Annotated in this window: 22 protein-coding genes; 8 read left to right on the top strand and 14 right to left on the bottom strand. The window is 57.5% G+C overall.

Annotated features, from left to right (window positions below):
- The first annotated feature begins 173 nt into the window (after positions 1-173).
- The 3 genes from hutH to hutI are packed head-to-tail and all read left to right on the top strand — an operon-like array spanning position 174 to position 3,912.
- Positions 174-1,700, top strand: a complete 1,527-nt coding sequence (gene hutH, locus EH55_RS11745) for a histidine ammonia-lyase (RefSeq protein ID WP_037978126.1) — start codon at positions 174-176, stop codon at positions 1,698-1,700.
- A 42-nt stretch (positions 1,701-1,742) separates the two neighbouring features.
- Entirely contained in the window at positions 1,743-2,666 is a 924-nt protein-coding gene (gene ftcD / locus EH55_RS11750) for a glutamate formimidoyltransferase (RefSeq protein WP_037978129.1), read from the top strand.
- Position 2,667: 1 nt separating this feature from the next.
- Positions 2,668-3,912: an imidazolonepropionase gene (gene hutI / locus EH55_RS11755; protein ID WP_037978131.1), complete on the top strand. Its 1,245-nt coding sequence runs from the start codon at positions 2,668-2,670 to the stop codon at positions 3,910-3,912.
- Positions 3,913-3,995: 83 nt separating this feature from the next.
- On the opposite strand, the gene EH55_RS11760 is transcribed toward hutI, so the two are convergent.
- From EH55_RS11760 to xseB, 6 genes are read right to left on the bottom strand one after another with little or no spacing between them, the layout of a single operon-like run.
- A complete protein-coding gene (locus EH55_RS11760) occupies positions 3,996-5,657 on the bottom strand; it encodes a DNA repair protein RecN (protein WP_037978134.1) in 1,662 nt (553 codons plus the stop codon).
- Between the two features lies 1 nt (position 5,658).
- The gene (locus tag EH55_RS11765) at positions 5,659-6,549 is read right to left on the bottom strand and encodes an NAD(+)/NADH kinase (protein ID WP_037978136.1); all 891 of its coding nucleotides are present in this window, start codon (positions 6,547-6,549) and stop codon (positions 5,659-5,661) included.
- Between the two features lie 11 nt (positions 6,550-6,560).
- A complete protein-coding gene (locus EH55_RS11770; RefSeq protein ID WP_037978212.1) occupies positions 6,561-7,388 on the bottom strand; it encodes a TlyA family RNA methyltransferase in 828 nt (275 codons plus the stop codon).
- Positions 7,385-9,247: a 1-deoxy-D-xylulose-5-phosphate synthase gene (gene dxs / locus EH55_RS11775; protein WP_037978139.1), complete on the bottom strand. Its 1,863-nt coding sequence runs from the start codon at positions 9,245-9,247 to the stop codon at positions 7,385-7,387. Before dxs ends, EH55_RS11770 begins: the two co-directional genes overlap by 4 nt.
- Before the next feature lie 44 nt (positions 9,248-9,291).
- Positions 9,292-10,194, bottom strand: coding sequence for a polyprenyl synthetase family protein (locus EH55_RS11780; protein ID WP_037978140.1), 903 nt, complete (start codon positions 10,192-10,194; stop codon positions 9,292-9,294).
- The gene (gene xseB / locus EH55_RS11785) at positions 10,187-10,399 is read right to left on the bottom strand and encodes an exodeoxyribonuclease VII small subunit (RefSeq protein ID WP_037978142.1); all 213 of its coding nucleotides are present in this window, start codon (positions 10,397-10,399) and stop codon (positions 10,187-10,189) included. Before xseB ends, EH55_RS11780 begins: the two co-directional genes overlap by 8 nt.
- Positions 10,400-10,581: 182 nt before the next feature.
- On the opposite strand from xseB, the gene rpmB reads away from it, so the two are divergent.
- Positions 10,582-10,776: a 50S ribosomal protein L28 gene (gene rpmB, locus EH55_RS13985; protein WP_081839576.1), complete on the top strand. Its 195-nt coding sequence runs from the start codon at positions 10,582-10,584 to the stop codon at positions 10,774-10,776.
- A gap of 22 nt (positions 10,777-10,798) precedes the next feature.
- Here the strand turns inward: rpmB and EH55_RS14280 are convergent, their stop codons facing one another.
- Genes EH55_RS14280 through mltG form a run of 4 tightly spaced genes read right to left on the bottom strand, consistent with a single transcriptional unit; the run spans position 10,799 to position 16,090 of the window.
- Positions 10,799-13,474, bottom strand: a complete 2,676-nt coding sequence (locus EH55_RS14280; protein WP_141730563.1) for a DNA translocase FtsK — start codon at positions 13,472-13,474, stop codon at positions 10,799-10,801.
- A complete protein-coding gene (locus tag EH55_RS11800; RefSeq protein ID WP_037978144.1) occupies positions 13,475-14,839 on the bottom strand; it encodes a TldD/PmbA family protein in 1,365 nt (454 codons plus the stop codon). It lies immediately after the preceding gene.
- Positions 14,823-15,083 (bottom strand): DUF4911 domain-containing protein, encoded by a 261-nt coding sequence (locus tag EH55_RS11805; RefSeq protein ID WP_037978146.1) that lies wholly within the window; start codon positions 15,081-15,083, stop codon positions 14,823-14,825. The genes EH55_RS11800 and EH55_RS11805 overlap by 17 nt, the downstream gene beginning before the upstream one ends.
- Positions 15,080-16,090: an endolytic transglycosylase MltG gene (gene mltG, locus EH55_RS11810; RefSeq protein ID WP_051682877.1), complete on the bottom strand. Its 1,011-nt coding sequence runs from the start codon at positions 16,088-16,090 to the stop codon at positions 15,080-15,082. Before mltG ends, EH55_RS11805 begins: the two co-directional genes overlap by 4 nt.
- Before the next feature lie 167 nt (positions 16,091-16,257).
- On the opposite strand from mltG, the gene EH55_RS11815 reads away from it, so the two are divergent.
- From EH55_RS11815 to EH55_RS11825, 3 genes are all read left to right on the top strand, one after another.
- Positions 16,258-16,503 (top strand): Veg family protein, encoded by a 246-nt coding sequence (locus tag EH55_RS11815; protein ID WP_037978148.1) that lies wholly within the window; start codon positions 16,258-16,260, stop codon positions 16,501-16,503.
- 215 nt (positions 16,504-16,718) lie between these two features.
- On the top strand, positions 16,719-17,432 hold the full coding sequence (locus EH55_RS11820) for a GHMP family kinase ATP-binding protein (protein ID WP_141730564.1): 714 nt from the start codon (positions 16,719-16,721) through the stop codon (positions 17,430-17,432).
- A 5-nt stretch (positions 17,433-17,437) separates the two neighbouring features.
- Positions 17,438-18,241: a phosphoribosyltransferase family protein gene (locus EH55_RS11825; RefSeq protein ID WP_037978150.1), complete on the top strand. Its 804-nt coding sequence runs from the start codon at positions 17,438-17,440 to the stop codon at positions 18,239-18,241.
- A gap of 83 nt (positions 18,242-18,324) precedes the next feature.
- On the opposite strand, the gene EH55_RS11830 is transcribed toward EH55_RS11825, so the two are convergent.
- Entirely contained in the window at positions 18,325-18,801 is a 477-nt protein-coding gene (locus tag EH55_RS11830; protein ID WP_081839577.1) for a L,D-transpeptidase, read from the bottom strand.
- Between the two features lie 313 nt (positions 18,802-19,114).
- Here EH55_RS11830 and EH55_RS11835 point away from each other — a divergent pair, with 313 nt between their 5' ends.
- Positions 19,115-19,669, top strand: a complete 555-nt coding sequence (locus EH55_RS11835; protein ID WP_037978153.1) for a LemA family protein — start codon at positions 19,115-19,117, stop codon at positions 19,667-19,669.
- Positions 19,670-19,755: 86 nt separating this feature from the next.
- Here the strand turns inward: EH55_RS11835 and EH55_RS11840 are convergent, their stop codons facing one another.
- Genes EH55_RS11840 through EH55_RS11850 form a run of 3 tightly spaced genes read right to left on the bottom strand, consistent with a single transcriptional unit; the run spans position 19,756 to position 20,736 of the window.
- Complete coding sequence (locus tag EH55_RS11840; protein ID WP_037978156.1) at positions 19,756-19,980, bottom strand: hypothetical protein; 225 nt, start codon at positions 19,978-19,980, stop codon at positions 19,756-19,758.
- A complete protein-coding gene (locus EH55_RS11845; RefSeq protein ID WP_051682879.1) occupies positions 19,967-20,284 on the bottom strand; it encodes a hypothetical protein in 318 nt (105 codons plus the stop codon). The genes EH55_RS11840 and EH55_RS11845 overlap by 14 nt, the downstream gene beginning before the upstream one ends.
- Before the next feature lie 50 nt (positions 20,285-20,334).
- Positions 20,335-20,736: a hypothetical protein gene (locus EH55_RS11850; protein ID WP_037978158.1), complete on the bottom strand. Its 402-nt coding sequence runs from the start codon at positions 20,734-20,736 to the stop codon at positions 20,335-20,337.
- Positions 20,737-20,849: the final 113 nt, after the last annotated feature.

Here is a 20,849-nt window from a genome sequence, read left to right on the forward strand (position 1 = left end):
AATTGTAGCGCAAAGATTTAAGATTGAAAAGTATTAAATAGGGAAAAAGCGCTATTTTTTTGAAATGTAAGTGCTATTTTTATCGAGGAATTTTTTTCGCCCCACTCCACGGTAATTATAACACTAATGAGAAAATTTAACAAAAATAAAACAGCACAAGGAGGACATTTTATATGGATGCCGTACTTTTGAATGGACAGTCGCTCACGCTTAAGGATGTTGAAAACGTAGCTCGCAGAGGTTACAAAGTTGAGATCGCGCCGGAGGCGAAGGAGCTGATCAAGGAATGCGCCGAATCGGTCCGCAAATGGGTCGAAGAGGGACGCATCGTATACGGCGTAACGACGGGCTTCGGCGACCTGGCTTCGGTCGTCATTCCGCGCGACAAGAGCCGCCAGCTTCAGGAAAATCTTCTCATGAGCCACTCCTGCGGCTTCGGCGAAGCCTACCCCGAAGAAGTAGTGCGCGCGATAATGCTTCTCCGCGTAAATACGCTTACCCGCGGCTATTCGGGAATAAGCCTCGCGACGCTGCAACAGATGGTCGATTATCTTAACGCGGGAATCCACCCCGTCGTGCCCCAACAGGGTTCGGTAGGTGCAAGCGGCGACCTCTGCCCGCTGTCGCACGTAGCGATATCGCTCATCGGCAAGGGCGACGTCGTATATAAAGGAAAGAAGATGACCGCAGCCGACGCGATCGCGGCGGAGGGATTGAAGCCGGTCGAGCTTCAGCCGAAGGAAGGGCTCGCGCTCAACAACGGCACGACGGTCATGACGGCGGTCGCGGCCCTCTGCATTATCGACGCTATGAAGATGGTAAAGAACGCCGACATAGCCGCGGCGATGTCGGCCGAAGCTCTTCACGCCGTCCCCTACGCATTTGACCGCCGCACCCACGATCTGCGTCCGCAGCACGGTCAGGGAATCGTCGCTGAAAACATGCGCCGCCTTCTCGAAGGAAGCGAGATCGTCGAGAAATATAAAAAGGACCGCGTTCAGGACGCCTATTCGCTGCGCTGCCTCCCACAGGTCCACGGCGCGAGCCGCGACGCGATAGGCTACGTGAAGGATAAGGTCGAGATAGAAATCAACTCGGTCACTGACAACCCCATCATCTTCCACAGGGACGGCGAAGCGATAAGCGGCGGGAACTTCCACGGCCAGCCGATGGCGATGGCGATGGACTTCTTCGGGATAGCCTGCGCAGAATTTGCTAATATCGCTGAGCGCCGCATCGCGCGCCTCGTCGACCACAAACTCTCCGATCTGCCGCCGTTCCTCGTCTCCGACAGCGGCGTGAACAGCGGCTTCATGATTCCGCAGTACACAGCCGCCGCTATCGTATCGGAGGACAAGGTGCTCGCGCATCCGTCGGTCGTCGATTCGATCCCGACGTCCGCAAACCAGGAAGACCACGTCTCCATGGGCGGCTACAGCGCGCGCAAGGGGCGCCAGATCCTCGACAACGCTAACAAGGTCATCGCTATAGAAATGCTGAACGCCGCGCAGGGAATGGACTTCCGCGCGCCGCTGAAGCCGGGCAAAGGCACTCGGGCCGCCTTCGCGGAATATCGCAAGCACGTGCCCTTCTACGAGAAGGACCAGGTCATGCAGCCGCTTATGCTGAAGTCGCTCGAACTCGTAGAAGCCGGGACGATAATCAGCGCCGCAGAAGCTGCGGTCGGCGAACTGAAGTAATATAATAAAAACAGCTTACAGCGAAAGGCAGGAAGATATAATATGGCAATGCAGCTTATCGAATGTGTCCCCAACTTCAGCGAAGGCAGAAGGCAGGAGGTAATCGACGAAATAGTGAACTGCTTCCGGGACAAGCGCGGGGTCTATCTCTTCGACCACCGCGCCGACGAGGATCACAACCGCCTGGTCGTCAGCCTCGTCGGAGCTCCCGCTCCCATCTGCGACGCGCTGATCGAAGCGGCCAAGGCCGCCGAGAAGCATATCGACATGAATAAGCATCAGGGCGGCCATCCGCGCATCGGCGCGGTCGATGTCGTCCCCTTCACTCCTATCAAGGGCATTTCGATGGATGAGTGCATCGAACTCGCCCACGCGTTCGGCGAGCGCTATTACAAAGAGACCGGCATCCCCGTCTATTTCTACGAAGACGCCGCGAAGCGCCCGGAGAGGAAGCGCCTCGAGGTCATACGCAAGGGGCAGTACGAGACGCTGAAAGAAGAAGCGAAGACGAAACCGGAGCGCAGGCCGGACGTAGGCGAGGCCTGCCTGCATCCGACGGCCGGCGCCACGGTGATCGGAGCGCGCAAGTTCCTCGTCGCCTTCAACGTCAACCTCGACACGACGGATGTGGCGATAGCGAAGAAGATAGCCGCGGCGGTGCGCGCGTCGTCTGGCGGCTTCTGCTGCGTCAAGGGCATAGGGCTTGCGCTGGAGGAGCGCGGCATCACGCAGGTCAGCATGAACCTCGTCGACTACGAGAAGAACTCCCTTTACCGCGTGCTTGAGACGATAAGGATGGAAGCGAGGCGCTGGGGCGTTTCCGTGATCGAGACTGAAGTCTACGGCATGATCCCCGTGAACGCGATATTGGAAAGCGCCGCCTACTATCTCCAGATCGCGGACTTCAAGCCGGAGCAGGTGCTTGAGCTCAAGCTGCTCGACATCATGAGCGAAAAGGCCGAATGAGATGAAAAAGCTTTACAGAAACATGCGCCTCTTCACCGCCGTCGATAATGGCAGAGCTCTTGCGGGCGCCGAACAGGGAAAGATAAGCGAACTTAAGAACGCTTCTATGCTCGTTTCCAACGGCGTCGTCGAGCGCGTCGGCGCGGAGGACGAAGTGACGAAAGGGATATGCGGCCGCGACATCTCGTTCGAAAAGGATTTCGGCGGAGCCTGCGTGATACCCGGCTTCGTCGACCCACACACGCACATCTGTTTCGCGAAGCGCCGCGAAGACGAGTTCGGTATGCGCCTCGCAGGGCTCCCCTACTTGGAGATACTCGCGCGCGGCGGCGGCATTCTCTCTTCCGTGAACGCGGTGAAGGAAACGGACGAAGAGGAGCTTTTCAGGCGCAGCGAACGCACGGTGCTGGCGGCTCTTTCCAAGGGCACAACTACGATAGAGATAAAGAGCGGCTACGGGCTGGATACGGAGGCCGAGCTCAAAATGCTCCGCGTAATAGAGCGCATATCGAAAGAGACCCCGCTCACCGTCGCGCCCACCTTCATGGGCGCGCACGCCGTGCCGCCGGAATATAAATCGGATCCGGATAAGTTCGTCGACGAAATACTCATCAAAGAAATGCTCCCGAAGGTCAAGGCCCAGGGTATTGCGCGCTTCTGCGACGTCTTCTGCGAAGAGGGGGTCTTCTCCGTCGAACAGAGCCGCAGGCTGCTTAAAGCCGCGGCTGCTATGGGCTTCAAGCTGAAGATACACGCGGACGAGGTCAACGACCTCGGCGGCGCGGGGCTCGCGGCCGAGCTTCACACGACGTCGGCCGAACATCTGCTCGCAGCCTCAGAAGAGCACCTCAAAGCGATGGGCGAAGCCGGCACGATAGCGGTGCTGCTTCCGGCTACAGCTTACAGCCTTAAAAAGCCCTACGCGAACGGCAGGAACATCGTCGACTGGAACGTCCCCGTAGCTATAGCTACGGACTGCAACCCGGGCTCCTGCTTCTGCGAATCGATGCCATTCGTCTTCGGGCTCGCAGTGATGAAGATGAACATGACGGTTGACGAAGCCTTGACGGCGTCGACGCTCAACGCGGCCTACGCTATAGGCCTCGCCGACAAGGTCGGCAGCCTGCAGCCCGGCAAGCAGGCGGACTTCCTCGTCTTAGACGGAGAAACGCCCGTGGCTCTCGCCTACCACGCCGGCAGCACGTCGGTAATGGAAGTCTATAAACTCGGCGAAAAAGTGGCGTAAAAACTTTATAAAGCTGATGCCGCCCGACGCATACTGCGGATCGGGCGGCATTTTCATTCCCGCGCGCCGCTTAGCCGCGCGGTCTATACGAGCGGCTCCTCGCCGTTGTTTTCGAGCAGCGCTTTTGCATGTTCGAGGGCCTCGCGCGAAGTTTCGTCGCCGGAGAGCATCCTCGCTATCTCCCTTTCACGCGCCTCGCCGGCGACTTCAAATATTTCGGTCTCTTCCCCCGACCTCTTTACGACGAAATGCTGATCGGCCATCGCCGCTATGGTGGCCTGGTGAGTTATCAATATCGTGCGGCAGCGCTTCGAAAGGCTGCGCAGTTTGTAACCGGCGAGCAGCGCCGTTTTTCCGCCGAGGCCGGCCTCAACTTCGTCGAAGATAAGTGTGCCGGGCAGTTTTTCGTCGCCGACTGAAAGTTGTAGCGCTATCAGGATGCGCGAAAGTTCTCCGCCGGAGGCGTTCTTCCCCACCGGCAGCGGCGTCTGCTCCGGAAGGGCGAGCATGAAGTGCACGTTTTCCGCGCCGTCCACCCTGACCCTGTCGAGAGGCTCGATCTCTATGCTGAAGAGAGCGTATTCCATCGCCAGACCTCGCAGATGTTCGTTCACCCTGCGCGAAAGCTCCGCCGCAGAGCTTGTGCGCAGCGCGCGCAGCTCCATCGCGAGGCACGAGGTTTCGCGGCGCAGCGACTGAGCCTTTTTTTCCAGCCCTTCGAGCTCTTCGCGGCTCCTCTTCAGCCATTCGATTTCGGCCTCCGCTTCCTTCGCGTATTCGATCAGTTCGGAGCTGCTCTGTATGTTCAGAGTCCTTTTGATTCTGCGCAGCGCGCCGAGCTTTTTCTCGACGCGCTCCTTCGCCTCTTCCGTATCTTCTTCGGAGCCTCCGGCGCGGCGCGTCTCGCTTATCAGCGCCGAAAGCTCCTGCGCGCCGGCGAGGGCTTTCTCTATCGCCTCTTCCCATCGCACGCCGTCGCTCTCGGCGCGCCCGCGCAGGGCCCGCGCCATTTTTTCAAGACGTTCGAGGATCCCATTTTCCGGGTCGTTCATGCCCTCGGCTGCGGCGCTCATCAAACGGCGCTCTCTTTCAGCGTTTTCAATCCTGCTGAGTTCGAGCTCCCACTCTTTTTCGCTTTCCGGCGTGAGTTCGAGCGTCCTGAGCTGTCTTATGACGGCCGGTGCGCCGTCGAATTTTTTTTCGCTTTCCCCGCGGCGCTTTTTAAGCGCGACTATCTCTTTTTCCGCGGCGATAGCGTCGGAAAATACTTTTTCAAGTTCTGAAGAGAGGGCCTTAAGGTTATCTCCGCCGCAGGAATCTACGAGTTCGAGCTGCTTCTGCGGCTCAAGGAGGCCGAGTTGCGCGAATTGGCTCTGTATCACTATGTTGCTTTCCATAGCGCGCGCGAGCACGGCGAGTGGAACCGTCTGCTCCTGCAGCACCGCCCGGCCTCTGCCGCCGCGCGAAAAGCTGCGCTTCGCTATCAGCGTCTGTTCCTGCGGCTGGTATTTTTCAGAGATTCCTTCGATAGGGGCCGAGGTCATCACGGCGCGCACTTCGCAGTTTTCTTCGTGCGTGTGGATATCGCCTGCCTGCGCGCGGCGTCCGGAGATGAATTCCATCGCGCGCACGAGGCTGCTTTTTCCCGCGCCGCTCTCGCCGGTTATAACGATGAAATCCCCTCCGAACGACAGCGAGGCTTCGATGATCCCGCCTACGCCGCGTATCTCAAGCTCCTCTATCAAATCAGTCGCCAGCCTCTCTTATGCCGTTGAAGCCCCAGCGCAGCTTTTCGCGGAGCAGGTCGTAATAGCTGCGCCCCGTCAGCTGTATCGTGCGCACGAATGTCTGGTTGTCGAGCATCACGTGGAGTTCGTCGCCGGGCAAAAGCTCGTAGCCGAGCTGTCCGTCCTGCGTGAGCATCAGGTTTCTCGCGTCTCCTTTAGGTATCACGCAGATGTTGTCCGTATCGCTCAGAATAACCGGCCTCGCGTAAAGAGTGTGAGCACATATAGGCGCCATTATCATGCAGGGGACGTGGGGCGGCACGATCGGGCCTCCGGCCGAAAGAGCGTAAGCCGTCGAGCCCGTCGGCGTAGAAAGTATCAGCCCGTCGGCGAGGAAGAGCGAAAGGATTTCTTTCCCAACTCTGACCTCTATGTCCACGACGCGCGCCAAACTGCCCTTAGATATGACCAAGTCGTTCAGCGCGTATAGCTCGTGGACGAGCCTATTGCCGCGCCACACTTGCCCTTTGAGCAGGCGGCGAAGCTGGACGGAATATTTTCCGGAAATTATCTCTTCTATGTCGTTCTCCGCGGATTCCGGGCTGCCTATCGCGAGGAAGCCGAGGCGCCCCAGGTTGATGCCGTAGAGAGGAACGGCGCAGCCAAAGGTATAGCGCGCTGCGCGCAGGAAGGTCCCGTCGCCGCCGAGTATCACCGCGAAAGAGGATTCCTCCCGCCATTTCTCGTCGTCGACTCCCGGCAGCGCTATCGCCGAGGCTTCATGAGGGGGCAGAAGAAATTTTATATTGTTGCTCTTTCCCCAACGCCAAAGCCGCCACGCCATGTCGATCGCTTCGGGCTTCTGTGTGTTGAAAAGCAGGCCTACTTTATTTTTTTCGACGTTTTCCATGCCAGCCTCCTTTATTTAGGATGAGCGCGGCTTTTGATATGCGCCTCCGCGACCATTTTATCAAAATCCGGCCTTTCCTTGAGCGAAAAATTCACCCTCCGTTTCAGGAAAAAGAGGAATTCTATATTCCCCTCGGGACCGCGTATCGGAGAGTAATCCGCCGCCTCGAGCGACAGCGCCGTACGCTGTTCGATAAAATCGGCGAGCTCGTTCAAAATCGTAATATGAAGAGCGGGATCCGTCACTACTCCCTTGCCGACCCTTTCGTGCCCCGCCTCGAACTGTGGCTTGACGAGCAGCACGATCGCACCGTCGTCTTTTAGAAGCTCCTCCATCTTCGGCAGCAGCAGCTTCGCCGATATGAAAGAGGCGTCCGAAACGATTATGTCGGCCTTTTCGCCCTCTATCATCTCGATAGTCAGGTTTCGTGCGTTCGTGCGTTCGAGCGCCGTGACTCTTTCGTCGCCGCGGAGCTTCCACGCGAGCTGCCCGTAGCCTACGTCGACGGAATAGACATGGGCGGCTCCGCGCTCGAGCAGGACTTCGGTGAAGCCGCCGGTCGACGCTCCGATGTCTACGCAGCGTCTGCCGCGCGCATCGACGGCGAAGCTCTCCATCGCCTTCAGCAACTTATACGCGCCCCTGCTGACCCATTCTTTTTCCGGCGCGTCTATCTTGACGTCCGCGTCCGGACGGACCATCGAGGCGGGCTTCGTCACGACGACGCCGTTCACCGAAACGCGCCCCTCTTCGATATAATTCCGCGCGGCGGCCCGCGATGCGGCCATTTTCCTGTCGCTTACGAACTTATCGAGGCGGACGGGCTTTTCTTTCGTCATGAAAGAGCGAGCCTCAGGATATTTTCCGGCGAAAGGCCGCATTCATCCCACTGCTCCTGCCTTGAGGCGTGCGGGATGAAGCGGTCGGGCACGCCGGCCGAGAATACCCGCGCGGCAAATCCGCGCCCCTTGGCGTAGGCCGCTATCGCCTCGCCGACGCCGCCTGCGAGCGCGCTTTCTTCGGCCGTGACGATTCGCGGGTGAGAGGAAAGGAGGGCGTCGAGCCCTTCGCAGTCGAGAGGTTTTATAAAGCGCAGGTCGACGACGGTCGGGCGCCTCCCCGTGCTTTTTTCTATTTCATCGGCGCTTTCGAGCATCAGTTCCACCGTGCTTCCGACTCCGACGAGACATACGCCGCTTCCCTCTCTCAAGAGTTCAAGCTTGCCCCAGGGAGCCGGCCTCCTTTCGCCGGACGACGAAAGAAGGCGGAGCGGAGCTCCGCCGCGCGGATAGCGCAGCGCCATCGGTATTTCGCGCTTCTTCCATTCGCGCAGGAAAAATCTCAGATCTACCGCGTCGCGCGGGGCCGCGAGCGTCACGTTCGGCACGGCGCGCAGCCACGGCACGTCAAGGATTCCTTGGTGCGTCTCCCCGTCTTCGCCGACAAGTCCGGCGCGGTCTATTCCCAGCAATACAGGCAGTTTTGGAAGGCATATATCATGCACTATTTGATCCGCGCCTCGTTGCAAAAAGGTCGAATATATGCATACGACCGGCAGCAGCCCAGCTGCGGCGAGCCCCGCGGCGTAGACGAGAGTATGCTCCTCCGCTATGCCTGTGTCGAAAAAGCGCGCCGGATTTTCTTTCGCGAAAGCACCGAGCTTTGTACCGTCTTTCATCGCGGCCGTGCAGACTATCACGCGCGGATCTTCCTTCGCCAGGGCGCGCAGCGCGTCGGCCATGACGCCGCTCCAGCTCGGAGGCGCTGGGCTCAGCTTCTCCGGCGCGTCGATATCCGTCCCAGGCCCCACGCCGTGGAAGAAGCAGGGATATTTTTCCGTCTGCGCGAAGCCCTTGCCCTTTTTCGTCATAACGTGTATCAAAAGAGATTCGTCGTAATCGCGCGCAAGCCGGAAGACCTTTTCCATCTCCGCTATATTGTGTCCGTCGAAGGGCCCCCAGTAGCTGATGTTCATCTCTTCGAAGATGTTCGTCGGGAGCAGCAGCGATTTTAATTTCAGCTTTATACCGGAGAGCGCGTGCTTGATGTTCTGACCCTTTTCGCTGCCTTCACACTGCGCCTTTATGCACTCCTTGAGTTTTTTGTACGCAGGGTTGACCGCGAGTCTCGCAAGGTGCTGCGCCATTCCTCCCACGCGCGGGCTTATCGACATCTTGTTGTCGTTGAGGATGATTATGACCTTCGTATGCAGGTCGTCGAGCGCGTTGAGGGCCTCGAAGGAGACGCCGTTCAGCAGGGCGCCGTCGCCGATCACGGCGACGACCTCGTGGTCCTCGCCCTTCAGATCGCGCGCCTTTGCATAGCCTGCCGCGGCGGATATCGACGTGCTGCTGTGCCCCGTCGTGAAAAAGTCGTATGGGCTGTCGTTGAGCCGCGGAAAGCCGGCGAGCCCTCCCTTTCTGCGCAGCGTTTCAAAGGCGTCCATACGCTTCGTCAAAATTTTATACGCGTAGCACTGATGCCCGACGTCGAAGATAATCTTGTCGGCGTCGGGATTGAAAACGCGCAGAAGCGCTACCGTAAGCTCCACAGCCCCGAGCGACGAGCTCAAATGCCCGCCGTTTCTCAGTGAGACTTCTAATATCTTCTCTCTGAGCTCGGCGCAGAGCGCATTCAATTCATTTTCTCCAAGCCCGTAAAGGCCTCTGAAATCCCCGACAGACTTTAAAAGGCTCATTGACACTCAACTCCACCCCAATAATCTGTGTTTTATTATGCACCTTAATGGCTCCTGCACGCCAAATACTCGGGCAGAAGCATTAAAAAATCATCTTCCGCGAAGAGCCCCGCAAGCGCGTCCTTAGCCGCGGCGGATTCCCGCGCCGCCATTTCGCGCGCGCGTTCAACGCCGTAAACGCTGACATGCGTCAGCTTGCCCTGCTCGGCGTCCTTGCCCGGCGTCTTGCCGAGTTCCTCCGCTGTCGCGGTCGAGTCAAGTATATCATCTACTATCTGAAAGGCGGAACCGAGATGCTCAGCGTATTCGGCGTATTTTGCAAGGAGCCTTTCGTCGGTGCAGCCGAGGGAAGCTCCGGTAAGCACGGCGGCCTTTATGAGGGCGCCGGTCTTCAGCTCCGCGATCCTGCTCACCGCGGCCGCGTCGTCGCCTTCGCAGCCGAACATGTCGAGCGCCTGACCTCCGCACACTCCGGCCGGGCCGATCGCCGCGGCGAAAGCCCTCATCGCGTTGAGCACATTCTGCGCCGGAATGTCTCTGAGCCGGGCCATCGGAAATTCGAGGGCCTGTACGAAGAGCGCGTCTCCCGCAAGCAGCGCGAGGGCCTCTCCGAAAAGAGCGTGGTTCGACGCTTTGCCGCGCCTCATCTCGTCGTCGTCCATGCAGGGCAGGTCGTCGTGTATCAATGTCGCCGTGTGGAGCATCTCAAGACCTATGGCCATAGGCATCGCGCTTTTCTCCGCTACGCCGCACTTCGCCGCGGCTTCAAGGCACAAGATCGGGCGGAGCCTCTTGCCGCCGGCGCGCAGCGAGTATTCCATCGCTTCAAAGAGCTTAGGCGGAACGCCGCGCGCGCGTATCGTTTCCGTTTCCGCGATGTATTTTTCGATCAGCGACGCGCCGGCGGCCAGCCTCTCCTTTACAATCGCGATCCCTCTGTCATTCATCAGCAGAGCCCTTCCCCACGTCGTTTTCCTCTTCCTGCGAAAGCATCGTTATCTTCTGCTGAGCCTCCGCAAGGTAGGAGCGGCACTCGCGAATGAGTTTGACGCCGCGCTCGTATTCGCTGAGCGCGCTGTCGAGCGGCAGCGCGTCGCCCTCCATTTCCTTTAATATTTTTTCAAGCTCCGCCATCTTCTCGGCAAAATTCATCCGATACAACCCCTTTCATATTTATGCGCCGCGGCAGGCCGCCGTGCGCGGTCCAGACTTGCTCTTATTCCCGCGGCGCGATTCCTCTTCGACCGATTTGCCCATAAGCTGTTGCAACTTCCGGCTTCGTTATGATACAATACGCAGGTTGACTGCTTTAAATGAAGCAAGGAGGGAAACAAATGTCAAAGTACTGTGACTGCTGCGGACGCGGCCCCGTAACAGGGAACGCCGTCAGCCATTCCAACCGCCATACGAGACGCCGCTGGCTCATCAACATTCAGAGCGTCAAGGTAGACGTAGGCGGAGGAGAAACGCGCAGACTTCATATCTGCACCAAGTGCCTTCGTTCCGGAAAAGTACAGAGAGCCGTTTAGCGCGGCTCTTTTTTTATTCCCCTTACTCATCGCTTCCGCCGCTTTCAGCATCTTCCAAAAGCTCTTTCGCAGTCTCCTCGTCCACTAATATTTCGCGCGGGCGCGCTCCGTCCGCCGCCCCCACTATACCGAGCTGCTCCATCATATCTATCAGCCGCGACGCGCGCGAGAAACCTACGCGCAGTCGGCGCTGCAGGCCGCTCGCCGACGCTATGCCGGTCGACATGACCGTCTCCAGCGCCTCTTGGAGAAGCTCGTCGTCGTAGTCCCCGCCGTTTCCTCCGGAGGCTCCGTTCCCCTGATCTTCGATCTTTATAAATTCCGGCTCGCCGAAAGTATTCGTCATGTACGCCAGCCAGTCGGCAAGTATCTGGTCCGCGATCCACGGAGACTGCACGCGCAGCGGCTTCGGATGCTTAGTAGACGAGAAGAGCATGTCCCCCTTGCCTAAAAGTTTTTCCGCGCCGGCGCAGTCGATGATGGTGCGGGAGTCCGCGTTGCTAGGCAGAGTGAAGGCGACGCGCGCTGGAATGTTCGCTTTGATGAGCCCTGTGATTATGTTGACGGAGGGCCTTTGGGTCGCCAGCATCAGGTGAATGCCAGTGGCGCGCGCCATCTGGGCGAGGCGGCAAATATATTCCTCGACTTCCTTCGGCGCCGTCATCATCAGGTCGGCGAGCTCGTCGACGACGATCACTATATGGTAGATGCGATCCTTCGGAAGCACCCTTTCATTATAGCCTTCGAGATTGCGCACGCGCAGCTTCGCGAAGGTGGTGTAGCGCTTCTCCATTTCACGTATCAGCCACGCGAGGGCCTGCACGGCCTTCTTCGGATCCGTGACAGGCGGCGTCAGAAGGTGCGGCAGTCTGTCATAGACGGCCATTTCGACGCGCTTCGGGTCCACGAGTATCATGCGCAGCTCCTCCGGCGTGCGCTTAGAACAGAGGCCGACTATGCAAGAGTTGATGAAAACGCTTTTACCGGAGCCCGTCGTCCCCGCAACGAGGAGGTGCGGCAGCTCTTCGAGTCCCACTACTACGGGATCGCCGTTCACCGCGACGCCGAAGGGCAGAGGGAGGGAGAGTTTCGTTTCGGCGAAGGCGTCGGCTTCGACGACGGTGCGCAGCGGGATGCCGCGGCGCTTCGGGTTCGGTATCTCGATTCCCACATAAGGCTTGCCGGGAATCGGCGCTTCGATGCGCAGGCTCGAAACGGCCATCGAAAGCGCTATATCGTTCGAAAGCGCGGCGACCTTGCTGACCTTAACTCCGGGGGCGAGTTGTATCCTGAACTGTATGACCGTCGGACCGACGAGAATCTCCGCAAGATGCGACTCTATGCCGAACTGAGCGAGCGTCGACACTATCTTGCCGCCGAGCGGCGCAGCCCGCTCCTCGTCCATCTCGCCGTCCCGCGATTCGGCGGGGCCGAATATTTCGATCGGCGGCGGGAATATTCCCTGTCTTATACGCCTTCCGCCTTCGTCGCCGTAGTTGAAGCTGGGGTCTTGCACGACGGCGGGCGTGTTCGATGCTCCTTCGCGCGCGGCTTCGCTTTCCTCGGCGCGCCTTACGCTCTCGAGATCGTTGTAATCTATTTCCAGATCGTCGAAGCCCTCTTCGGCACGTCCCGCGGGCGGCATACCCTCCAATGTCTCTGCCGCTCCGCACGCTGCCGCCCTCCTTTCAAAGACGGACGCTTCAGGCTTCGGCTTTCCGCCCCAAGCGGCATAAACGTCTGCTTCAGCTTCTTCGCCGGGCTCTCTCGTAAACTTGTATTCCGTTCCGGAAGAGTCCGGCACCTTCGTTATCCTGTATCTGGCGCGCGGCCTTCCCTCTTCGTGACGATAATTATCGTATCCTTCGCTTCCCCGCTCACAGAAGCCCTCAGGCTTTTCCTCGCCGTAAGCGAAGTAGTCGCCTTCCTCGAACTCGGAGATGTTCGGCGCCTCTTTTCCGTAGGGCGCTTCAGCGCCGGCATCCTCTTCATTTTCATTTTCGGCGGACTCAGCCTCCTCAGCTTCGGCGCCGTCGGCGATATCGGCGTCGCTATAGGAAGGAGCATCCCCTTTTCGTAAGCGCGGCAGGGCGAGCTTGAACTCGGGCAGCTTTAGCAAAGGCAGTTTGGGCAGTTTTATATATGATAAAATATGAATATTATATGCAAAAAGTATCAAATAGAGCAAAAGGGCGCCGATTATAAACGTGCCCACTACCCCGGTCGTCCTGTAAATCAGCAGGCTGAACAAGGCTCCGAAGCTGCCGGCCGAATTCCAGCAGAGGCGCGCCTCCCCTTCGTCCGCCGTAAGAAAGTTAAGGCCGAATAGCAACGAAAGGAGCAGGAAAATAGCGGTCGAAGAACAAAGATGTCTGTAAAAATTTTCCCTGCCTCTTGAAAGCAGCGAGGAGGAGAGCGCGTAGAGCAGGAATAACAGCGGAATTATTACGGCTCCGCCGACCTTCGTAAGAAGGAGCGCCGCGATTTTCGCGCCGAAATTTCCGGTCCATGAGGTGTAGAGGGAGGCGATAACAAAGACAGTGAAGAGCAACAACAGGACGGCGGCGATTTTAAGCGCCGCTGCCAGCTGAGCCAAGCCCCTCGCCGCGCGCTCTTTTATATCCGCGATGCGCTGTCCGCGTTTTGCCCTCTCCGCCTTCTGCGTCTTTTTCCTTCTTTTCGGCAGCTGTTCTTCCATTTAAACCTCGCTTCCTCCGACCGTGAGCCCTTCGATCAACATCGACGGCTGCCCGTCAGTGACGGGCACGCTCTGCCCCGCCTTGCCGCAAATTCCCGGGTCCATGACAAGATTATGGCCGAGAGCCGAGATATTCGCAAGCGCGGCCGGACCGTTGCCGGTCAATATCGCGCCGCGCACGGGCTCGCCGATTCTGCCCTTTTCGATCAGATAGCCTTCCGTAACGTGGAAGACGAAGTCGCCGGACGTCGGGTCGACCTCGCCGCCTCCCATCTTCTTCACATAGAGCCCCTTCTCCGCTCTCGCGAGCATCTCGTCGAAGTCGTCGCGTCCTGGCAGCAGGAAGGTGTTGCTCATGCGGGGCACGGGGACGCTCCTGTAAGATTCGCGCCGACCATTGCCCGTTAAAGGCATACCGTAGAGCCACGACGAAAGCACGTCGGTCATGTAGCGCTTGAGCACGCCGTTTTCTATAAGGATCGTGCGTTCTGCGGGGGTACCCTCGTCGTCGCATCTGAAAGAGCCGTAGAGCCCTGCGAGAGTCGCGTCGTCGACCATCGTGACGTTCTCCTGCGCTACCTTCTCGCCTATGCGACCGCGGTAAACGGAGCTGTCTTTTTCAACTATATCGGCTTCCAGCCCATGTCCGCAGGCCTCGTGCACGATCGTACCGCCGGCTTCGCCGTCCATCAGCACATTCATCACGCCGGCGGGGCACGCTCTGGCGCCGAGCATCAGCACAGCGCGCCGCAGCGCCGTCTCGGCGATTTCAAGAGGCGCAGAAGTTTCCCAGAAATCTTTTTCCGGCAGCGAAAAGCAGCGGCGCTCTCTGCCCGTCTGGAGCACGCCGTCCTTTTCGACTATCACCTGAACGGAGAAAGAAGAATAAAAGCGCGCGTCGAACGCCGTAGCGCCGTCCGGCTTCACTACCGCGAAGCGCCTGTGCAACAAAGAATATCTGTAAGAGGTCTGGCGTATACAATCCGCCTCTTTTTTTACAGCGTCGTCCATTTCGCGGAAGAATTCAGCCGAAGGCGGCGCCATGGGGGTTTCGCGATCGATAAGAGGCCTGTGCGAATCGGATGCTTTGATTCCCGCGATCGAAGCTGATTCCGCGCAGTCTACGAAGGAGGAGGAAACCTGAGCGAGCGCATTTCCCGGCGTATGCGAATAAAAAGTTTTCCCTCCGATTATTATGCGGCTTCCGGCGCCGTCGGATATAGACGACGATATCTCGTCTATCTTTCCATCCTCGTAATGCAGCGAATGCCCTTCGCCGCTCTGTATATATATGTCGGCGTAGTCGGCCCCGCCCTTCAGCGCCTTTTTTATGCTGTCGTGCAAGAATTCAAATTTGTCGCTCATTGTCTCTTTCGTCCGCCTCTGTTTCCTTATCTTCCTCAATATCTACGCCTTCGGCGCGCAGTGCCGCGAGCAGTTCGAAGAGATAGCGCTGCTGCTCATTCGGAGAAAAAATCGTAATTTTGCCCGCCTTCGCATCGTCTGTCTGCAAAAAGCCTATGCCTTCGGCCGCGTCGATTATCCAGCTTATATAGTATATATCCTTATGCGGCACTGTGAAATGCAGCGCCGCTATCTCCGGCTTCACAGTCCGAGCTCCTTTTGCTTCCTAAGGTGTTCTTCGTAGCTCTTGCTGAAGACGTGCCTTCCGTCCCTTCCCGCGAAGAAAAAGAGGAAATCGCTCTTCCTGGGGTGCAGCGCCGCGAGCCACGACTGCGCCGACGGCACGCATATCGGCGACGGCGGCAGTCCTTCGTTCCTATATGTATTATAAGGGGAATCGATTTTCAAGTCGCCGTACGAAAGATTTCTCTTCTTAACGCCGCGTTCGCCCCACGCGTAGACGACGCTCGCGCAGGATTGAAGCCGCATTTTTTTCTGCATGCGGCTCAAGAATATGCCGGCGAGCAGTGGGCGTTCGTCTGCGGCCTTCGCCTCTCCTTCAACGAGCGAGGCGAGTATTCCGCTTTGAAGCACGACCTCCTTCCGCGAATTTTTCGGCAGCTCCGAACCTACGCGTTCAAGCCACAGAGCCGACGCCCTTTTTATAAACTCGGCCGCCGCACCCTTTCCCGGGGCGACGAAATAAGTCTCGGGCAGAAGGAATATCATGCGAGCATCAGCGCTATCGGGGAGATATTCGCGTACCCCGCTGTGAAAATTTCCGTCGTCCTTCATCGCAGCGACGAAGAGCTCGCGCCCTCCCTCTTCGTAGTCGAAGAGCGCGGCAAGAGCGCGGCTGCCCGAGCCAGGGATGAGAGTGATCTTATTCGCTTCCGGCTTCGCATTCGCAAGCTGGCGCGCTACGCCTTTAGGAGTCGATTTGAAAAGTCTGTAAAGTCCGGGTTTTATCGCACGGTCTATCCCCAACTCGGCCATCGCGTGCGAAAGCGCCTGAGCGTCGTCTGCGACTCCGCCCTTTTCAAAAATCGCAGCCGCTTCCAGCGCGGAAGCTCCGCCGGGAATCACGACCTCTATTTTCTGCGAAAGAGTATGGGGCAGTTCCGGGCAGGCGAAAGGGAGATAAAAAACGACAAACGAATAAAGGGCCGCCGCTATAAGAAAAAGTATCAGATCTTCGTTTTTCTTCGGCACAACGCTCTACCCCCGCCAATCGCATTCCCGTTATTATATAGTAAAATCAGCTTATTGTAAGCAAAGGGCAAGGGCCGAAAGAGGCGCCGCCCGGCTTAAATACAGCTGATTTGCATTTTTCACAATTTTGATGTACAATATCCAAATGATTGGCGGAGGTGTTGAAGATGGCGATGTCTATAGAATCGATTCGGGAAACGGTATCCCTTCACAAGGGGGCGAAAATCTCCTACCGCGCAGCCAACGGCAGACGCAAAATTGAAGAGCGCACAGGAATAATAAAGGAGACATACCCCAGCCTCTTCACAGTTTTCATTGAGTCACAGCAGAGCATCATCTCGTTCAGCTATACGGATCTGCTCACAAAAGAAGTCGAATTGCAGCTGGAACCGAGCGGAAAGAGCATAATCTAACCGGATTCGTAAAAGCCCCGGCTTGCTGCCGGGGCTTTTTCGTTATTTTCACTTTGAGGAGAAAGATGGAAATTACACTCTCATGCCCCGTGAAATTAAATCTGACACTGCGGGTCCTTTCCCGCAGGCCTGACGGCTATCACGAACTCTATTCACTTTTTTGGAAAAAATATTCGGACGAAAGGTTGACAATTTCTCAAAATTGCGATGAAATTATGGGAGATTCTCTGGACGTCAGCGGAACGGAGATCGACGGCGAAAATCTGGTGACAAAGGCGCTTGCCGCAGCAAGGCGCTCCTTCGGCGGAATACCGGCGCTGAAGATGAAGCTTGATAAAATTTTTCCCGCCGGAAGCGGCATAGGAGCCGGAAGCGGAAACGCGGCGGCCCTCCTTTCGTGGCTTGCCGACAATTATGCGCTTTCGCTGTCGGCAGGCGAGATCGGAAAGCTTGGCGCCGACGTTTCCTTTCTCGCGCAGAAATACGAGATGGCCGAAGCGCGCGGGATAGGCGAGATACTCGAGCCGGTCGGGGCCGCGCCGCCCCTCTGCTGGCTGCTCGCCTTTCCCTCTTGGAGTTCGAATACCAAAGAAGCGTATTCGGCGCTCGACGAAATGCGCGGCAGAGATTACGCGCCGATGACGCCGATGGAAGCCGCGAACGAGGCGAGGAACTGCGTCAAAACGCTCGCCGGCGGCGGCAGGAGCGGCCTGCTGCCGAACGATTTCTATCCGCTGCTCGCTGAGAGACACGGCGAATACAAAACGGCGGAAAAAATCGCGGAAGAGAGCGGGGCCGCGGGCTGGGGGCTCTGCGGCAGCGGAAGCGCCTTCTTCGCGCTCTACGCCGACATCGAGGCGGCCGAAAGAGCCGGGAGTGAGCGCTTCGCGCGCGAAAAATGGATAATAAAAACACATTACCTGGAGTGATAAACATGAGAGGTCAAAGAACAGAAAGATTAGTCAGATTAGCTGCGAAGTTTATGCTCTCTCCGTCAAAGCTCATATCGCTGACCGACCTTGCAAATAAATTCAACGTATCCAAGACGGTAATCAGCGACGACGTGGAAGTGATAAATTCCGCAATGGAAGAAGAGGGCTTCGGGCAGATGCAGGTCGACCGAGGCAGAAGCGGCGGCGCGCGTTTTATTCCGCTGTGCACCCCGCAGTACAGAGACACTATCCTCTCCGAGATAGCGGTGAGGCTCTCCGACCCGGAAAGAAATCTTCCCGGGGGGCTCATATATTACAGCGACTTGATATTCAACCCTGAAACTGCCCTGACGCTCGGCTACTGCATGGCGTCCCTTTTCACCGAGACTGAGCCGGACGTCGTCATGACGTCGGAGGTCAAAGGGATACCGGTCGCGATGTTCGCGGCCTACGCTCTCGGAGTGCCGCTCGCCGTCTGCCGTTTCCGCAACCGCCCGAGCGACGGCGCGGCGGTAGGCGTCCATTATCCTACGGCGAACGGAGACGTCAAGACCATGTATATAGGCACCCGCCAGCTGCAGCAGGGCGCCCGCGTGCTCATCGTCGACGACTTCATGCGCGGGGGCAGCACCGCGTCGGGAATGCTTCTGATGGCGAAGCAGTTCGAAGCCGAGGTTACGGGCGTCGGCGTCTTCATCGCCTACGACGAGCCAAAGATAAAGTCCGTGCCGAACTACCGTTCGCTGCTAACTCTGCATAACATGGAAGGGGAAAACCGCCTCAGCGTGACGAAGCAGAAAGATTAGCCGGCAACGCGTTGCAAAAAAAGATACGAGCCGCAGGGAAGCCCCGGCGGCATTTTTATAGCCCGCAAGTTTGAAAGCGCCTCTTACTTGACGACTACGACCTTCATGCCAGTCGTCACATATTCTTTCTTCAGCCTGTCGAGGTCATCGTTGGCGAGGCGTATGCAGCCTTCTGTGACATTCTTGCCGATCGAGAGGGGGTCGTGGGTGCCGTGAATTCCTATGCCGCTCCAACCGGTCTTCAGCCTTATGAACCAAGGGCCGTAGGCCCCCTGAATCGGCCCCATGCCGTCGTGAAAGTCGTGGGACCAGCTTCTCGCGTCCTGCACCTGCTTGACGGAAAATATCCCCTCCGGCGTGCGGCAGTCGCCCTTCTTCCGTTTATCGCCGCTGTTTTTGCCGACCGCGACGGCGAACTTCTCCAGCTCTTTGTCGCCGCGCATCACATAAAGCAGATGTTCGCCTTTGACTATTTTGAGCCACGTCTGCGGCGCCGCGCAGGCGTCGTGCAGCGCGCAGAGAAGCACAAGTGCGAAAATCGCTGCAAATAATTTCTTCATAGGCATACTCTCCAGAGTTTGTTACGTTTACTGCGCCGTGCCGACTCTTTCGCCGCGTAAAAGCACGGTATGCCGCCTGAGTCGACGTCGAATGATTTTAGCGCGAAAGAGGCGAGAACTGTCGACAAGCGGCCTCCGTACGTGATATAGTAAAGCACAGCTTACTGATTTCCGCAACGATTTTAGCCTGACCTGAGAGGAGGAAAACCGCTAACAAAAGAACATAAACGCAGAAAGAGGCGGCGTTTTCTTCTCTCATGCGCTGCCAGAGAAGATAAAAACAGATAATAATTTTTAAAAGGAGTTGGCTGAAGTGGTTGCATTAACTGCGATTATTGTGGTCGCCGCGCTTGTGGGACTCTGGCTCATGTCTACCTACAACCGGCTGGTTAGGCTGAAGAATCTCAACGCCGAAGGCTGGAGCGGCATCGACGTGCAGCTGAAAAGGAGGTTCGATCTGATACCTAATCTCGTCGAGAGCGTGAAGGGCTACGCGTCGCACGAAAAGGAGACCTTCCAGCGCGTTACGGAGGCAAGGTCGATGATCAACAACGCGGGAGACGACCCAGAAGCGCGCATGAAAGCCGAGAACGCGCTGAGCGGCGCTCTGCGCTCGCTCTTCGCCGTCGCTGAGAATTATCCCGAGCTCAAGGCAAACGAAAACTTCATGCATCTGCAGAACGAGCTTTCAAGCATTGAGAACGAGATTCAGATGTCGCGCCGCTACTACAACGGCACCGCGCGCAACCTCAACACCGCGATACAGACCTTCCCCGCCGTGCTGGTGGCGCGTCATTTCGGCTTCAGGGAGGCCCTGTACTTCGAGGCCGAGGAAGAAGCGAAAGCGATTCCAAAGATAAAATTCTAAGCGGGCGCTGCGCGGAAATTTCGATATTGCGGAAAAAGGCCGGCAGCGCCGGCCTTTTTGATTCGCGAAAAGCGCCTTCCTAAAAATTATTTTTTCAGCCTTGCCAAGCGATTATAGACCGAATATATCTCCCTTATGGGAATCGGCGCGGCGCGCAGGCTCCCCGCCGCTACGGCGACCAGCGCGCCAGCGAAGGCGGCGAAAGCGACGCTCTGCAGCGGCGCCCGCCTGATCACCCTATCGAGCGCCATATCATCCATAGCCGCGGCAAATCTTTTCTTCGCCGCAGCGAGCTCATCATTTCTCGGCATCTTCCGCCTCACCGCCGTCTGCCGCGCCGCCACCGTCGTCAGGCTGCGACTTTTTGATCAGGAGGGAGCCGGCCGCACATAGCATCAGCGCTATAACGAAAGCAGCCCCGGGACGACCGATCATCAAAGAGAGCACGAGATAAAGAGCGTATCCCGCGGCGAGCGCGCCGGCAAAAAGAAAGGCCAGGCCGAAGAAGAGAAAAAGCGTGCCGCGTATGACGCTCAGCGCGCCGCTGCGGAATTGCCGCCCTTCGGCTTCGAGCACATCAAAGAAACTCAGTACGAGTCCTGTAAGCCTGTTCATGTAGCGCCGCCGCTATATAAACGCATCAGCCGCGTATTAGCCCGGAGCTGTCAGCGATAGAAGCGCTCGGAGCGGCAGATTTTGTTTTCCAAAAGCTTAGCCGCCACGAAGCCGATCCCGAACGCGGCCGCGACTGCCGCGATCGGATGCTCGCATATCTTTTCGGCTGCCTTCTCGGCGACCTCGCCGCGCCTGTTCCTGTACTTTTCGGCGAGAGGAGCGAGAACTTCGTGGAGCTTGAGCAGCCCGCTCCTGAGCTTTTTCAGCAGGCGCCTTTCCTCTTCGACGCGGCATTCTCCGTCCTCGTAATCGCCCTCGTCGTATTCTTCGCCGTAGCCCCCGCTGAGAGCGCGTAATTGCCCTTCGAGCTCGGCGATCTTCGCCTCAAGCTCGCTTATCTTCTGGCTGCGCTCCCCTTCTTCGTTCATGTTCTCATTTATTTCTTCACTCATGCCAATGACCCCCATTCATGATTGTATGTGCCGCGTAGTTTAGACTATACCATAAATCGGGCGTAAAAATGATAGAATATAGTCAAAATTTTTAATTTCATTTTACAGGGAGG

The sequence above is a fragment of the Synergistes jonesii genome (genome assembly GCF_000712295.1).
Taxonomy (GTDB): Bacteria; Synergistota; Synergistia; order Synergistales; family Synergistaceae; genus Synergistes; species Synergistes jonesii.

What these genes read in the sequence shown, in the direction of transcription:
- hutH (WP_037978126.1), top strand. Translation starts at nt 174, where the DNA reads ATGGATGCCGTACTTTTGAATGGACAGTCGCTCACGCTTAAGGATGTT.
- ftcD (WP_037978129.1), top strand. Translation starts at nt 1,743, where the DNA reads ATGGCAATGCAGCTTATCGAATGTGTCCCCAACTTCAGCGAAGGCAGA.
- hutI (WP_037978131.1), top strand. Translation starts at nt 2,668, where the DNA reads ATGAAAAAGCTTTACAGAAACATGCGCCTCTTCACCGCCGTCGATAAT.
- EH55_RS11765 (WP_037978136.1), bottom strand. Translation starts at nt 6,549, where the DNA reads ATGGAAAACGTCGAAAAAAATAAAGTAGGCCTGCTTTTCAACACACAG.
- EH55_RS11770 (WP_037978212.1), bottom strand. Translation starts at nt 7,388, where the DNA reads ATGACGAAAGAAAAGCCCGTCCGCCTCGATAAGTTCGTAAGCGACAGG.
- dxs (WP_037978139.1), bottom strand. Translation starts at nt 9,247, where the DNA reads ATGAGCCTTTTAAAGTCTGTCGGGGATTTCAGAGGCCTTTACGGGCTT.
- EH55_RS11780 (WP_037978140.1), bottom strand. Translation starts at nt 10,194, where the DNA reads ATGAATGACAGAGGGATCGCGATTGTAAAGGAGAGGCTGGCCGCCGGC.
- xseB (WP_037978142.1), bottom strand. Translation starts at nt 10,399, where the DNA reads ATGAATTTTGCCGAGAAGATGGCGGAGCTTGAAAAAATATTAAAGGAA.
- rpmB (WP_081839576.1), top strand. Translation starts at nt 10,582, where the DNA reads ATGTCAAAGTACTGTGACTGCTGCGGACGCGGCCCCGTAACAGGGAAC.
- EH55_RS14280 (WP_141730563.1), bottom strand. Translation starts at nt 13,474, where the DNA reads ATGGAAGAACAGCTGCCGAAAAGAAGGAAAAAGACGCAGAAGGCGGAG.
- EH55_RS11800 (WP_037978144.1), bottom strand. Translation starts at nt 14,839, where the DNA reads ATGAGCGACAAATTTGAATTCTTGCACGACAGCATAAAAAAGGCGCTG.
- EH55_RS11815 (WP_037978148.1), top strand. Translation starts at nt 16,258, where the DNA reads ATGGCGATGTCTATAGAATCGATTCGGGAAACGGTATCCCTTCACAAG.
- EH55_RS11820 (WP_141730564.1), top strand. Translation starts at nt 16,719, where the DNA reads ATGGGAGATTCTCTGGACGTCAGCGGAACGGAGATCGACGGCGAAAAT.
- EH55_RS11825 (WP_037978150.1), top strand. Translation starts at nt 17,438, where the DNA reads ATGAGAGGTCAAAGAACAGAAAGATTAGTCAGATTAGCTGCGAAGTTT.
- EH55_RS11830 (WP_081839577.1), bottom strand. Translation starts at nt 18,801, where the DNA reads ATGAAGAAATTATTTGCAGCGATTTTCGCACTTGTGCTTCTCTGCGCG.
- EH55_RS11840 (WP_037978156.1), bottom strand. Translation starts at nt 19,980, where the DNA reads ATGCCGAGAAATGATGAGCTCGCTGCGGCGAAGAAAAGATTTGCCGCG.
- EH55_RS11845 (WP_051682879.1), bottom strand. Translation starts at nt 20,284, where the DNA reads ATGAACAGGCTTACAGGACTCGTACTGAGTTTCTTTGATGTGCTCGAA.
- EH55_RS11850 (WP_037978158.1), bottom strand. Translation starts at nt 20,736, where the DNA reads ATGAGTGAAGAAATAAATGAGAACATGAACGAAGAAGGGGAGCGCAGC.